Source organism: Oceanobacillus picturae (genome assembly GCF_000612865.1).
Classification (GTDB): domain Bacteria; phylum Bacillota; class Bacilli; order Bacillales; family Amphibacillaceae; genus Oceanobacillus_B; species Oceanobacillus_B jordanicus.
Map to the genome: position 1 here is coordinate 342,254 of NZ_CCAX010000002.1, position 14,347 is coordinate 356,600.

The 14,347-nt window shown below is 37.6% G+C and carries 12 protein-coding genes; 6 read left to right on the forward strand and 6 right to left on the reverse strand.

Translation table 11 applies throughout. From position 1 onward, the window contains the following. The first annotated feature begins 41 nt into the window (after positions 1 to 41). Positions 42 to 1,214: an FtsW/RodA/SpoVE family cell cycle protein gene (locus BN988_RS12835; protein WP_036577181.1), complete on the forward strand. Its 1,173-nt coding sequence runs from the start codon at positions 42 to 44 to the stop codon at positions 1,212 to 1,214. A 45-nt stretch (positions 1,215 to 1,259) separates the two neighbouring features. Here the strand turns inward: BN988_RS12835 and BN988_RS12840 are convergent, their stop codons facing one another. Continuing rightward, the gene (locus tag BN988_RS12840; RefSeq protein WP_036577182.1) at positions 1,260 to 3,185 is read right to left on the reverse strand and encodes an ABC-F family ATP-binding cassette domain-containing protein; all 1,926 of its coding nucleotides are present in this window, start codon (positions 3,183 to 3,185) and stop codon (positions 1,260 to 1,262) included. Positions 3,186 to 3,440: 255 nt separating this feature from the next. Between BN988_RS12840 and BN988_RS12845 the strand changes: the two genes are divergently transcribed. Beyond that, positions 3,441 to 4,097, forward strand: a complete 657-nt coding sequence (locus tag BN988_RS12845; protein WP_036577183.1) for a redox-sensing transcriptional repressor Rex — start codon at positions 3,441 to 3,443, stop codon at positions 4,095 to 4,097. A gap of 515 nt (positions 4,098 to 4,612) precedes the next feature. After that, positions 4,613 to 5,608, forward strand: a complete 996-nt coding sequence (locus BN988_RS12855) for a hypothetical protein (RefSeq protein WP_036577185.1) — start codon at positions 4,613 to 4,615, stop codon at positions 5,606 to 5,608. A 35-nt stretch (positions 5,609 to 5,643) separates the two neighbouring features. Here BN988_RS12855 and BN988_RS12860 read toward each other — a convergent pair whose 3' ends face one another. Both BN988_RS12860 and BN988_RS12865 read right to left on the reverse strand, forming a co-directional pair. Further along, complete coding sequence (locus BN988_RS12860; RefSeq protein ID WP_036577186.1) at positions 5,644 to 5,844, reverse strand: YdiK family protein; 201 nt, start codon at positions 5,842 to 5,844, stop codon at positions 5,644 to 5,646. A gap of 30 nt (positions 5,845 to 5,874) precedes the next feature. Further along, entirely contained in the window at positions 5,875 to 6,588 is a 714-nt protein-coding gene (locus BN988_RS12865; protein WP_036577187.1) for a CPBP family intramembrane glutamic endopeptidase, read from the reverse strand. A 282-nt stretch (positions 6,589 to 6,870) separates the two neighbouring features. Here BN988_RS12865 and groES point away from each other — a divergent pair, with 282 nt between their 5' ends. Next, positions 6,871 to 7,155 (forward strand): co-chaperone GroES, encoded by a 285-nt coding sequence (gene groES, locus BN988_RS12870; RefSeq protein WP_036577188.1) that lies wholly within the window; start codon positions 6,871 to 6,873, stop codon positions 7,153 to 7,155. A 72-nt stretch (positions 7,156 to 7,227) separates the two neighbouring features. Then, the gene (gene groL, locus BN988_RS12875; RefSeq protein ID WP_036577189.1) at positions 7,228 to 8,868 is read left to right on the forward strand and encodes a chaperonin GroEL; all 1,641 of its coding nucleotides are present in this window, start codon (positions 7,228 to 7,230) and stop codon (positions 8,866 to 8,868) included. Between the two features lie 317 nt (positions 8,869 to 9,185). Here the strand turns inward: groL and BN988_RS12880 are convergent, their stop codons facing one another. Together BN988_RS12880 and BN988_RS12885 are read right to left on the reverse strand one after the other, a co-directional pair. Further along, positions 9,186 to 10,658: a methyl-accepting chemotaxis protein gene (locus BN988_RS12880; RefSeq protein WP_036577190.1), complete on the reverse strand. Its 1,473-nt coding sequence runs from the start codon at positions 10,656 to 10,658 to the stop codon at positions 9,186 to 9,188. 144 nt (positions 10,659 to 10,802) lie between these two features. Continuing rightward, entirely contained in the window at positions 10,803 to 11,828 is a 1,026-nt protein-coding gene (locus tag BN988_RS12885; protein ID WP_036577191.1) for a ketopantoate reductase family protein, read from the reverse strand. Positions 11,829 to 11,979: 151 nt separating this feature from the next. Between BN988_RS12885 and BN988_RS12890 the strand changes: the two genes are divergently transcribed. Then, the gene (locus BN988_RS12890) at positions 11,980 to 13,464 is read left to right on the forward strand and encodes a methyl-accepting chemotaxis protein (RefSeq protein WP_036577192.1); all 1,485 of its coding nucleotides are present in this window, start codon (positions 11,980 to 11,982) and stop codon (positions 13,462 to 13,464) included. 201 nt (positions 13,465 to 13,665) lie between these two features. On the opposite strand, the gene BN988_RS12895 is transcribed toward BN988_RS12890, so the two are convergent. Next, positions 13,666 to 14,040, reverse strand: a complete 375-nt coding sequence (locus tag BN988_RS12895; RefSeq protein ID WP_036577527.1) for a thiol-disulfide oxidoreductase DCC family protein — start codon at positions 14,038 to 14,040, stop codon at positions 13,666 to 13,668. Between the last annotated feature and the right edge of the window lie 307 nt (positions 14,041 to 14,347).

A 14,347-nucleotide genomic window follows, 5' to 3' on the forward strand; every position in this document is an offset into this window, starting at 1 on the left:
AATCGTTTGATTAAGCAAAATGGAAATTTGGTGAATGGAAGATGTCCAAAAAACAATCCTTTTATATACAGAATGACCTTATTACATTGTTTATCTTATTTGTTTCGGTGAGTCTGCTTGCAGTATACAATGCACAGCAATTGGAGCAATACGATGAAAACTTTGTATTGAAACAGATAGTCTGGTTCACGATTGGTATTTGTATTATTGCAGCAATACAGTATTTTGATCTGGATCAATTGTATAAGGCAAGTATTTTCATATACCTAACTGGCCTTTTAGTACTTGCGATTCTCCTTGTTAGTCCTGAAAGTATTGCCAAACCCGTAAATGGGGCAAAAAGTTGGTTTACCTTGCCTGGTTTATCCTTACAGCCAGGAGAATTTGCAAAAATGACAACAGTGTTATACACAGCCGCAGTAATTAGTAAGCACAAGGAAAAGTACGCTGCGAGCAATCTCAAAAGTGATTTTTTATTGTTGTTTAAAATTCTTGGTTTAACAGCACTTCCAGTCATGCTGATTATGCTGCAACCTGACTTTGGAACAGCAATGGTATATTTATTTGTCTGTGGAATGTTGATCATTTTGTCAGGTATTAGCTGGAAAATTATCGGTTCTCTTATTTTGGGGATATCTTCTTTAATTGGGGTTGTGCTTGGATTTATCGTAAGATTCCCGGACATAGCAAAAGAAATAGTCGGAAGTAGTAATGCATATCAGATTGACCGAATTATGACGTGGTTTAATCCAGATCAGCAATCACCAGATGCGACCTTCAACTTTGACCGGGCTCATATGGCACTTGGTTCTGGACAGTTATTTGGTAAAGGAATTGGTAGTTTGCAGGTTGCCACACCAGAAGCACAGACGGATTTCATCTTTTCCGTCATAGGAGAAAGCTTTGGGTTTATTGGTAGTGCATTGGTCATTTTTCTTTACTTTATGTTGCTATATAAACTAGTTACGCTTGGGTTAAGTATGTTTAAACATTCTCCTTTTGGTTCATATGTTTGTTTTGGATTTATGAGCATTCTACTTGTCCACGTCTTCCAAAATGTTGGAATGAATTTGGGGATAATGCCGATCACAGGGATCCCGCTCCTGTTGATAAGTTATGGTGGTAGTTCTGTGTTATCCACAATGATCGGATTAGGGCTTGTGTACAGAGTGGCTGTAGAGCATTCCATACAGAATGATTATCTTTTCAAATAGAACAAAACCCGCATGATTGCATGCGGGTTTTGTTATGTTTAACTATTACGCTTCTTCTTGTAAGGCTGTCCATTCTTCCATAAATCCTTCTACTTTTTGTTTTAGATTGCTTGTTTCTTCTGTTAGAGCGAGTGCCTTCTCATGGTCTTGATATACTTCAGGCCCTGTCATTTTTTCTTCTAGCTTTTCAATCTCTAACTCATATTGCTCAATAATCGTTTCTAATTCTTGAATCCGCCGTTCTTTCTTTCGTCGCTGACTTTGAAGCTGTTTCTCCATTTTGAAGTCACGTTTACGCTGGTCGGCTTTTTTAAATACTTCTTCTGTTTGCTGTAGTCTTTTGAGCTCGGCTTCTTCTTCTTTCTTCTCGATATAATAGTCATAATCGCCCAAATATATGGTGATACCATCCCGCTGCATTTCGGCTACCTGATCCGTAATTTTATTTATGAAATATCGGTCATGCGATACAAAAACAATGGTACCCGGAAAATCGAGAAGAGCTGCCTCAAGTACCTCTTTACTGTCTATATCGAGATGGTTTGTCGGTTCATCTAGGATGAGCAAATTAGCTTTCTGCATCATTAGCTTAGCTAGGGCAAGCCGTGCCTTTTCTCCACCACTAAGAGCACTTACAGGCTTCAACACATCATCCCCAGAAAAAAGGAAATTTCCAAGAATCGTGCGGATATCTTTTTCATTTTCGGTCGGATATTCATCCCACAATTCTAATAGTACAGTCTTGGAAGAAGTAAGATTGGCCTGTTCCTGATCATAATAACCAATTTGCACATTTGTTCCGATTTGAATGTTGCCACCGTTAGGGGTGAGTTTGCCCATGATGGCCTTTAGTAACGTCGTTTTACCGACCCCGTTTGGTCCGACCAAGGCAATTCTTTCGCCTCTATTCACATGAAGTTTAACGTCTTCAAAGATGTTTTCGGTTGCATCACCATAACCAAAAGCAAGCTGATCTATTTTTAATACATCATTCCCACTGCGTCGGTTAATTTGGAAAGAAAACGAAGCGGAGGATTCATCGCCTTGAGGCCTATCCAATCTTTCTATTTTCTCCAGTTGCTTTCTTCTGCTTTGTGCTCGTTTCGTGGTAGAAGCTCGTACAATATTTCGCTGCACGAAGTCTTCAAGCTTTTTGATTTCAGACTGTTGTTTCTCAAATTCCTTTAAGTCCTTCTCATAATCCAAGGCCTTTTGATCAAGGAATTTACTATAGCTTCCATGGTACTTCTTTGTTCTGTGTCGAGAGATTTCGTAAACAATCGATACTGTTTTGTCCAAGAAGTATCTATCATGGGAGACAATTACAACTGCCCCTGGGTAGCTGACTAAATAGTTTTCAAGCCATCCAAGTGTATCAATATCTAAATGGTTTGTCGGCTCATCTAGAATAAGGAGTTGTGGTTTGGTGAGCAATAGCTTACCTAAAGCAAGGCGTGTTTTTTGGCCACCACTCAGCTCTGTAATCGGTGTACTATAATCATAATCTTGAAAATGTAGCCCTGTCAGAACTGCTTTAATATCCGCTTCATAGGTATATCCACCACTTTGTTGATACACCTGCTGTAATTGATCATAATCATGTAGTAATTTTTGATAAGCGGTTTCAGTTAAACTTGCTGTATCCGCCATTTGGTTTTCAAGCTTGCGAATTTCTTCTTCCTTGCTTACTAGTTCAGAAAACACACCTAGCATCTCATCCCATATAGTTAGGTTGGAGTCGAGAGCAGTATGCTGGGAAAGATAACCAAGGCTCAAATCCTTTGGTTTAAAAAGTTCCCCGCTATCATATGTTAATTCACCGGCCATGATCTTTAAAAGCGTGGATTTACCAGCACCATTTCTACCTACTAGCGCGATTCTGTCGTTCTCTTTTACTTCTAATTTTATATTTGATAGTATTTCATCCGCTCCGAAGGCTTTTGAAATGCCATTAACCTGCATAAGTATCATCTCTGTCACCTCATCTCTCTTAGTTTACCTTACCTAGACACATCAGTAAAATACAAGATGCTGTAAAAAATTTCATAATGAATTGTGAAAAGAATCACGACTTATTATGAAGTTTCTGCTAAAATAGAGGGAGAGAGAAATGAAAAATAGACCAATTTTACCATAAAACATAGCATTTTTAGCAGAGTGGGCAATGCCTTGCTCTGTGAAAGATAGTTTTAATACATAATTACTGTACCGAAAGAAGGAATAACGATGGATCAAAATAAAATACCACAAGCGACTGCTAAACGATTGCCATTATATTACCGCTTTCTTAATAACTTAAATCACCAAGGTAAAAAACGTGTCTCTTCCAAGGAACTAAGTGAAGCAGTAAAAGTAGATTCCGCCACGATACGCAGAGACTTCTCCTACTTTGGTGCGCTTGGTAAGAAGGGGTATGGATACAATGTTGAATATTTGCTTGGTTTCTTCAGGAAAACCTTGGACCAAGACGAGTTAACCGATGTTGCCTTAATTGGTGTTGGTAATCTTGGTACCGCATTCTTGCATTATAACTTTATGAAAAATAATAATATAAAGATCCAAATGGCATTTGATGCAGATGAAAACAAGGTTGGCTCTACTATTGGTGGGGTTCCTATTTATCACATTAAGGATATGGAAGAAAAGCTTAATGGGATTAAGGTCGCCATTTTGACCATTCCAGCGAGTGAAGCAGACGGGATCACAGATCGGCTTGTTGAGCATGGCATCACGGGTATACTCAACTTCACCCCAGCCAGAATATCGGTACCTAGCCATATTCGTGTTCACCACATTGATCTCGCAGTAGAACTGCAAGCATTAGTGTATTTCCTAAAACATTATCCACTTGTATCGGAAGAGATAGAAGAAATAGAAGAATAAAGTCATGTTGGCAAAGCCCTTCGATTTTGAAGGGCTTTTTACTTTGTCTGACTAGGGAGTTTGGCAGATGAATAGAAAAAGAGAAGATCAGGGCTGTTCTAATCAATCAGAAGAGCGATTTAATCGATGACAAGAGCGTTGCAATCAACGAGAAGAGCGATCTAATCGATGACATGATCGTCGCAATCAACGAGAAGAGCGATCCAATCGATTAGAGGAGCGTCGCAATCAACGAAAATAGCGATCCAATCGATTAGAGGATCTTCGCAATCAACCAGAAGTACCTTCCAATCAACCAGAAGAGCCTCCCAATCAATCAAACACCGCTTCCAATCCAGCATGCACTCCCACACCTTGTATTAAACAAACTACATTTTTAAAAAAATAGTCAAAAATACCTGTTTTATCAGAAAATTATTTAGGGAATAAGACATCTGTCTATTCACTTAGTAATGAGGTATGATTATGACTGGTTTGCTGTTGCAGGATAACTTAACTTTAGGAGGTAAGGAAATATGAAAAAATTTATAGTTCTTATAACAGTACTTATTATTGCTTTATTCCTTAGTGCGTGCTCTGAGTCAACGAGCAGTGAAGAACCAAGTGATGAGAAAGAAAAAGAAGAAGAAACAGAAGCGGCGGAAGAGCCAGAGGAAGAGGCTGTTCCGGAAGATGATGAATTGTTTGAGGTGCTAGAGGTGAATATTCAGTCTATGATGGATCAAGACATAGATGCCCATATGGAAACCATACATAGCGAATCCCCTGCCTACAACAGTACAAAAGACTTATTAGACCAGGTATCTGCTTACACATTGGATATGCAGTTGTCTGACCTAGCTGTTGAAGAGAAATCGGAAGAAGAAGCACGAGTCGCTTATACACAGACTTCCATGAAAGTAGATGGACCAGAATACCAGAATAACCTTACGAAGGGTGTTCATACATTGAAACCTGAGGACGGGGTATGGAAGATTTATGGATCAGAAGTAAAAGAAACCATTCCACTCGATGAAAACGGTGAAGAGATAGAAGAAGGAGCAGCTGAAGATGTTGCGATGGAAGGGCAGTATGCTGATTTGATCACTTCATTGGAAATGCCTTTTGATAGCGAAAAATGGGTGCTTGGCAATTATAATGAAGCCCAAGGAGAAGGAATTGCAGAATTTCTTATTAATGGTGAAACGTTTGAGAATTATACAGAGCTATTAACGGTTCACGTTTTCCCAGATGCAGCGGCTAATGGCGGTATTACCACGTTTGTTGAAGCGATGGAAACGAATTTAACGAGTATGATAGACGGAGAACTGGAATTTAATCGGCTGGAAGAAACGGATCAGGAGGTTATCTACGAGTTTAGTGTAACGGACGATAGCACACAATATGATCAGGAAGAAGTAGCGCGTGCCTTTAGTAAAGATGGCCACCTTTATGTTATTCGTTACACGACGATGGAAAAAATGATTGAGAATAAAGAGGATTGGTTAGATAAACTAAAGAACGTAAAATAAATCGCAACCATACAAAAGGAGCAGCATTCTACATGCTACTCCTTTTTATTCTTTTTAATGCGAAAATGTAAACTGATTAATCGTATACTTACACCAAATTCAAGGGTGGCAAACAGCGCCAGAACCATTGTGGTGATATTCCAAATTGTGTCCTGTGCGCTAAGAATGGCAATGTAGATAAAAAACACTCCCATTACAAAGTAAATGGCGGCCATTGTTTTTGGTGAAATTTTCATGGGTAAACCTCCAACGTGGTAATCTTTCACCTAGAATCCAAAGATAATCGCTTGCAAGTCCTGTAATTGCTTTTGCATTCTCTCGATATCTTCTGGTGTCAGATTGTATTGCAGCAGGACAACAATTGAGTTCATTGCTGCATGTACAAAGATAGGAACTAATATGCGCTTCGTTTTTACATAAAGAAAAGCAAACACAAGACCCATTGAACCGTACACTAGAATATGCTGTGGCTCTCCGTGGATGATACCGAAAATGAAGGCGGAAATTAATGCTGCGATAAAAAAGTTTGTTCTCATGTAAAGTTGCCCAAAAATAATCTTTCGAAAGATTATTTCTTCGAGTACTGGTGCGATAATTGCTGGGACTAGGAGAAATAAAGGAGTAGCCCGAGCGATATTCATAATATTTTGCGTGTTCTCGGATCCTGGGTCAATTCCAAAGATTTGCATTTCCAGCATAGCTGCAATTCCTTGGGAGAAGTAGGCCATAAACACACCAATTATCGACCAGGCCACCGCAACTCCAACACGAGAAGCTTCGTGGCTTCGTGTCATTTGCATGTCTTTTCTTAAAAGCAACAGTACAACGATTAAACCTAGTATAAAGCTAATAATTGCCCAATAGGTGACTGCCTGATACCTTGTAATTTCAAATGTAACAAGCAAAAGCGGGGCCATCAGGATCCCTGAGAACTGCATAATGATGTAAGAGATAATGACCCACCAATAACGTTTTGGCAAAATACAACGACTCCTTTAGCGAACATGTAGTGTTATTTATAATATATGTGCGTATTTAATGGACTAGTAGAATATTATTTGCATTCATTAAGTATTCTATCATAAATTAGTACGAGGTTATAACAGAAGCACTTCTCCCGATATAAACAAAAAATCTTAAATTCGTGAGTTCAATGCTTGCATTTTTTTAACAATTTATTTATCATATTAATTGGAATTAGCACTCGGTTATGTAGAGTGCTAACACAAAAAAACATATTTAGAATTAAGGAGGCTTTCTACATGATTAAACCACTAGGAGATCGTGTTGTCATCGAGCTTGTTGAACAGGAAGAAAAAACTGCAAGCGGTATCGTACTTCCAGATTCTGCAAAAGAAAAACCACAAGAAGGTAAGGTTGTTGCTGTAGGTTCTGGTCGCGTAACAGAAAATGGAGAAAAAGTCGCGCTAGAAGTAGCAGAAGGCGACCGTATCATTTTCTCAAAGTTTGCCGGTACAGAAGTTAAATATGAAGGCACAGAATACTTAATTCTTCGCGAAAACGACATTTTAGCTGTAGTTAGCTAAGCGGGCCGTATAAGTACATTCACATAATTCATATGTATTGAAAATAGATAATAATCAAGGAGGGCTTTATCAATGGCTAAAGAAATTAAATTTAGTGAAGACGCACGTCGCGCGATGCTTCGTGGTGTTGATACATTAGCAGATGCTGTAAAAGTTACTTTAGGACCAAAAGGGCGTAACGTCGTTCTAGATAAAAAATTTGGTTCTCCACTAATCACAAATGATGGTGTAACGATCGCAAAAGAAATTGAATTAGAAGATCAGTTCGAAAACATGGGTGCACAGCTTGTTTCTGAAGTAGCTTCTAAAACAAATGACGTTGCTGGTGATGGTACGACTACTGCAACAGTTCTTGCACAAGCAATGATCCGTGAAGGACTTAAAAACGTAGCATCTGGTGCTAACCCAGTAGGCGTTCGTCGCGGTATTGAAAAAGCAGTAGAAGTAGCTGTTAACGAACTAAAAGCTATCTCTAATCCAATCGAAAGCAAAGAATCCATTGCACAGGTTGCTGCTATTTCTTCTGGAAACGAAGAAGTAGGAAACCTAATTGCAGAAGCTATGGAGCGCGTTGGTAACGATGGTGTTATCACAATTGAAGAATCTAAAGGATTCAACACAGAGCTTGAAGTAGTAGAAGGTATGCAATTTGACCGTGGATATGCTTCTCCATACATGGTTACAGACCAAGATAAAATGGAAGCAGTTCTCGAAGATCCATATATCTTAATCACAGATAAGAAAATCGGCAACATTCAAGAAGTATTACCAGTACTTGAGCAAGTTGTTCAACAAGGTAAGCCACTTCTATTGATTGCTGAAGATGTTGAAGGCGAAGCACTTGCTACATTAGTAGTAAACAAACTACGTGGAACATTCAATGCTGTAGCTGTAAAAGCTCCAGGATTCGGTGACCGTCGTAAAGCAATGCTTGAAGACATCGCAACACTTACTGGCGCAGAAGTGATCACAGAAGATCTAGGTCTAGACCTTAAGAGTGCTACAATTGAGCAATTAGGTCGCGCTTCTAAAGTTGTTGTAACAAAAGAAAACACTACAGTGGTAGAAGGTTCAGGTAACCCTGAAGCAATCTCTTCCCGTGTAGCACAAATCCGTGCACAAGCTGAAGAGTCTACTTCTGAGTTCGATAAAGAAAAATTACAAGAACGTCTAGCTAAATTAGCTGGCGGTGTAGCAGTAATCAAAGTTGGTGCTGCAACAGAAACAGAATTAAAAGAGCGTAAACTACGCATTGAAGATGCATTAAACTCTACACGTGCAGCAGTTGAAGAAGGTATTGTTGCAGGTGGTGGTACTGCACTTGTAAATATCTACAACAAAGTAAGTGAATTAAGCCTTGAAGGAGACGAAGCTACTGGTGCTAACATCGTACGTCGTGCTATGGAAGAGCCAGTTCGTCAAATCGCTCACAACGCTGGACTAGAAGGTTCTATCATCGTAGAACGTCTTAAAGGCGAAAAAGTTGGCGTTGGTTACAATGCAGCAACAGGAGAATGGGTAAACATGGTAGATGCAGGTATCGTAGATCCTACTAAAGTAACTCGTTCAGCATTGCAAAATGCAGCATCTGTAGCAGCAATGTTCCTAACTACCGAAGCTGTTGTCGCTGACAAACCAGAAGAAAACGGCGGCGCTGCTGGTGGCGGAATGCCAGACATGGGCGGCATGGGTGGCATGGGCGGCATGATGTAAGTTTTATCTTATAATCCTTATACAGAAGGATTTAAGAGACTTATACACCACCCAGAACTCGATAAAGTCACAACAAAGTCACACTTATTTTTTATTGATGTTATAAAGGGCGTTTTCGTACAAAGTTTTAACTTTGTCGAAAGCGCCCTTTTTCATGTTATTTATGCATGCGTATATATCCCTTCATAGCGAACTATTTCCATAATAGTCTTTTTATATTATTAAAGAATCGTACTAGAGGCAGAAAAAAACCGGACATTTTTGTCCGGTTTCTAACTCTTAGCAATACTGCCCTGTTACTTTTACTCCTACTTCTACTACTCTCTATTAAAAAGATCAGAAAGATTTTTGGTAGCATTATTCGTTTCTTGCACTAGATGCGTAAGTTGTTCCTTATTTTCTGTTTGCAACTGAATACTTGCGGATATCTCTTCCAGAGAAGCGGAGGTTTGTTCTAAAACAGAAGCAAACTCGTTTACGGATGCTTCAATGTTTCGAGTATCTTGGTCAATATTTCCCGTTACAGATGTGAAACTTTGGATTTCTTGTTGAAGTTGATTAATGGAGTCTTGGATCGATTGGAAAATAGATCTATTCCGTATGGTTTCTTCAATATTTTCATCCATTCTACTTGATACAACATTCATTTGTTTTTGCGTTTCCTGATTGTTGTCATGCACTTGATTTAACATGGTGGAAATTTGCTCTGTAGTTTGTTTCGACCCTTCTGCTAGTTTACGAATTTCATCCGCAACAACGGAAAAACCTCTACCTGCTTCTCCGGCTCTGGCTGCTTCAATAGAGGCATTTAGAGCAAGGAGGTTGGTTTGATCGGAAATTCCTTGTATGGCCTCAATTGCTGTTAACGAGGACTCAATATTTTTACTTAATTGATTCATATCTTTCTTCAAGATTTCAATGAATTCCTTGAAGTCTTGCATATTATTATTTAGCACTGCTGACTGAGTACTGCCTTCATCAATTCGTCCAGTTATATTACTCGTAAAACGATTCGTTTCTTGTACCCGTTTATTCATGGACACAACTTGCTTTGCAGTGCTTTCCATTGCAGTCATAATATCATTGATTGAATTTCCTTGTGATTGGGTTCCGGCAACAATTTCTTGTATTGAGATATTTACTTCTTCGATTGTTTGTTTTTCTAAATCGGACTGTGACTTTACTTGTTCCATGTTGTCTGCAATAACGCTTGAATTATCTTCAATAACGATCCGTTGCTGCGTTTCTTTGTGTAACTGTTCTTCAGCCTCAGCCTTCATACTACCAAGATCTTTCTCCAATCTGCCCATAACTTTCGTTTGGAAGACAAGAACGAGTACAGATAGAGAAAACAAGAATAGATAGGTGGTAAGATCAGAAGAATAAATAGCTCCATTAATAGAAAAGGCGAAAAGTAATAAACTAACCGCTAAAGCAGTTCCGATAATAAAAATTGCTAAATTCATATAAAAGGCGGAACTAATTAGTAGGAAATAGAGTAGAGATAGGTTATTTTCAGATGGGCTGATAAAAATAATACTCCCTAAAATAGCTGCTAATCCGATGATCGCGAGATACCCGATTTGCTTCGTTAATTTTTTTGTTTTGAGCAAATAGGCAATGGTACCACATAAAATAAGCCCACCAATTGCGATCGCTAATATGAGTTCAAGCGGTTTATTCATGCCTATTTCTACTACTACACCTAAAACTACTGTTATGATCAACATGATTAAAATAATTCTATTTTTCCTTTGTAATGTTTTCAGTTGTAATTCATCAATCGTCATGAACATTCACTCCTTCAGTCTGTAAAAAATTTCATTTATTATATCGGGATAGTAATGAAAAATATAAATATATGATTCCTTAACTAAGGGAAAAAAATAGAACACTAGCATAGACTAGTGTTCTGCTTGTAGAGTTATATGTTTTTACAGTAACTCTTTGAAATAGGAAAGGTTTTCTTCAAAGTTTGGAATAACCTTTTCGGTTTCAGCTTTCTTCACTAAACGTACTAGTAGATCATTAAATGGCGTGTCGATATCGGTTTCTTTGCCTTTGGATGAGACGACCCCATTAATATAGTCTATCTCAGTTTTTCGTTGCTTTTCGAGGTCTTGTAACATACTTGCTTTGAGTAAGGCTTGTGGTCCAAATGCTTTCTTTGCAAAACCGATTGCTTGGGCTAGATTGATTTTGTTTTCCTCCAGTTTAAAGATAGCTAAATTAAATCCAGCAAGTTCTTCAAATTCAACACCTGATGCGATCCCAACTTTAAGTGTTTCATCTGCTAACATTACGGCGCTTGTTACAGCATCTTCATTATTAAGAACATCTCCATATGTACAACCTAAAGCAGTAGACAATCCACTCATAGCAACATTGACTAAGAGTTTTGCCCACTTCGTTCCTACAAGATTAGTAGAGATCGTTGTATTACCTACTAAATCAAGAACTTCTTTTATTTTGTTAATGCGCTCGGTAATGGTTCCATCTAATTCACCGATTTGAAAAGCGTTTGCTTTGAATGCATCAACAGCTGTTGTTAATTCGGATACACCAGGTTTAACCCATGTTGCTCCAAACTCAACGGACCCACCGATCACTTTATCCTTGCCTAAAATAGCAGCAAGCGACTCTTCCGGGACACCATTCTGTAAGGAAAGAATGGTACTATCCTCACTTAAATAAGGTTGAAGATTAGATAGAACTTCCCCATTATATAGTTGCTTCGTTAATAAAAGGACTAAATCATAAGTTCCTTCCATTTGTTCTGGAGTAATTGCTTTTACTCCAATAGTTTCCGTAACGGTTCCTGTAATTGTTGCACCAGATCGATTTAAAGCATCAACATGTTCTTTGTTGACATCAATAAGTTCAACAGTTTCGTTCCTTTTTGAAAGATAGGCTCCGATAATAGTGCCTAGGGAACCAGCTCCCATAATTGCTATTCTCATTAAATCCCTCCTCTAAGCTGTAATAGCATTATAAAGTATACTCTATATCCAAATTTAATGCATATATATTGAATATCAACTAAACATTTCCATTTTATAGCCGATATAAGATAGTAGAAGAGATTGCAAATATGATAGTAAGGGGATTGGGATGGGACAACAAGATACTTATAATACACAAAGGGTTCATAAGGTTAATTTATTTTTATTGACTTCAATAGTGTTACTTTTAGTTATACCGATTGTATTTTCCAGAGGTTTTAGTGATAGTGTAGGTATCGTGGTTGCGGGTACATTGGTTGTTATTCTCTCTTTAATTAATTATTACGTACCACTACCTCCATATGTAAAAGGTTTAATCTTCGCTTTATTACCGTTTTTAGTTACAATCGCTCTATTTTATTCGGATGGTTTTGCATTAAATAAGCACTATATTATATTATTGTCTATTGCAATGATTGCACTTTATTTTAATGAAAAACTTATACTTATCTTTGCTGTTTTTGTTAATGTAGCGATAATTGCCACGTACTTGATGGTACCCGAAGAAATATTCGGTATCGATCATAACTTTAAAGGTTTTATTACGGTAATTGCTTTAATTAATGGGATTTTGGTTGCTTTGTACTTGTTAACCAAATGGGGAAGAGAATTAATTGATGCATCGTATCAGAAGGAAATGGAAGCACAGCATTTAACAAAGCAATTAAAAGAAACGCTTCAGAAAATAGAAAAAAATACGAACACACTAGATGATAACATCGATCATTTAAATAACAATATTACAACAATCTATGATTCTAGTCATCTGATCAAAGAATCAGTTGAGCAAATGGCGACTGGAATACAAGAAGAGGCTAATAGCATTAGTTCAGTTAGTGAATCAATGGGGGATTCGGTAGATCGAGCGAATAAATCCATTTCCATATCACAAGCTATTGTGGACAAATCGGATACTATGAATAAAAAGGTTCAAGAAGGCTGGGAGAAATTTAATCAAGTAAACAGTTACATGTCGACTGTAAATACTGCCATAAGTACCACTGCTACTACAGTAAATGATTTACAAACGAGCTTAGAAACAGTTAATTCCCTCTTACAAGGAATTAAGGACATTGCGGAGCAAACGAATCTATTAGCATTAAATGCTGCTATTGAATCTGCGCGTGCTGGTGAGCATGGAAAAGGTTTTGCAGTCGTAGCAGATGAGGTGCGTAAGTTAGCAGAACAAAGCGCAAATATAACATTAGATATTGAAAATGTAACCCAAGATTTATTCCAAAAATCTAAAAGTGCACAAGAGAAGTCGAACAAAGGGGAAACAGCTTTTACGGAAGGACAGAAAGTATTAGATGAGATTGCTTCTTATTTCAAAGAAATAAAAGATTCCTTCCAATACACAAATGATGAGCTATCGATGGGAATGAATGAAATTCAATCATCAACGAACAATTTCAAAGATATACAATTGCAAATTGAAACAATAGCAAACATTGCAGAAGAGAATACTTCTTCTACACAAGAAATAGCTGCAACACTTGAAAGTGAACATCAATTGATTTCAGATATCAATACAGCAATTGCAGAAATCAATAAGCTAAGTAGCGAACTAAAGAAAATAATTACGACGAATTAAATAAAAAACAGGGGGGACGGCATGCTCTTATTTTAAAAAGCAAAGCTGTCCCTTTGGATATGTGGAAATAAAAGAAGATAAAGCGTAGGCTATGGAAGCGTTAAAAACATTTATAGATAAGTGGAAGAAATCCTATTCAAAGAATACTCAATCCTTAACAATAACCAGGATCTTTTTCACGTATTGTGACATTGCCACGTTTTACTCCGATTGCTTATTATATGGCACTCTCCCAAACCATTTATAACGACGAGTTGAAATAAAACGGTACGCAGGATCACCGATAATTTGAACGAACGGTAGATAGAGTAATAAAGCGAAAGGGGTAGTGGCTGGAAGTAAAGAAAGAATTTTACGGACGGAATTAAAACCTGTCAGAACCCGTTTGTCTTTTGTATACATATAGATTTCGTCATACATATTTTTATAGTTATTGACTCTCTCTTTTATTGATTCACTTACTTCCTGAACAGGGTACCAGAAAATGGTGTCATTCCAGTCTAGTCTTTTCAGTACCGCCTTCACTGTACGGCATAAAGGGCATTCAGCATCGAAAAATACAACATGTTTATTCAAACGTTGTTTCTCCCTTCTGTTTAATATGTTTTTTCTAGTTTTAATTTTAGTACAGAGATTATTAAAAATTCCTAGTTTCACTGAATCTATCTCCCATTAATAATACCTTTACTTTAATTCCCCCATCATATCATAATCCTCTTTTTTCTAGAGTAAATAACGTTCTGTCTGCTTGTGGTTTATTACAATCTGTTGATTTGTATATTCCCCTGATGACTCCTTCTTAATTACATTTCATTTTTCTGAGTAAACGTTTTAACTTTCCCCCATGATAAAAGTGTCTATAACGTCGTTTTAATTTATATAC

Excerpts from the sequence above, each read along its gene's own strand:
- BN988_RS12855 (WP_036577185.1), top strand. The coding sequence starts at position 4,613 with ATGAAAAAATTTATAGTTCTTATAACAGTACTTATTATTGCTTTATTC.
- BN988_RS12835 (WP_036577181.1), top strand. The coding sequence starts at position 42 with ATGTCCAAAAAACAATCCTTTTATATACAGAATGACCTTATTACATTG.
- BN988_RS12885 (WP_036577191.1), bottom strand. The coding sequence starts at position 11,828 with ATGAGAATAGCAATTATGGGAGCTGGTTCCCTAGGCACTATTATCGGA.
- BN988_RS12860 (WP_036577186.1), bottom strand. The coding sequence starts at position 5,844 with ATGAAAATTTCACCAAAAACAATGGCCGCCATTTACTTTGTAATGGGA.
- BN988_RS12845 (WP_036577183.1), top strand. The coding sequence starts at position 3,441 with ATGGATCAAAATAAAATACCACAAGCGACTGCTAAACGATTGCCATTA.
- groL (WP_036577189.1), top strand. The coding sequence starts at position 7,228 with ATGGCTAAAGAAATTAAATTTAGTGAAGACGCACGTCGCGCGATGCTT.
- groES (WP_036577188.1), top strand. The coding sequence starts at position 6,871 with ATGATTAAACCACTAGGAGATCGTGTTGTCATCGAGCTTGTTGAACAG.
- BN988_RS12880 (WP_036577190.1), bottom strand. The coding sequence starts at position 10,658 with ATGACGATTGATGAATTACAACTGAAAACATTACAAAGGAAAAATAGA.
- BN988_RS12840 (WP_036577182.1), bottom strand. The coding sequence starts at position 3,185 with ATGATACTTATGCAGGTTAATGGCATTTCAAAAGCCTTCGGAGCGGAT.
- BN988_RS12890 (WP_036577192.1), top strand. The coding sequence starts at position 11,980 with ATGGGACAACAAGATACTTATAATACACAAAGGGTTCATAAGGTTAAT.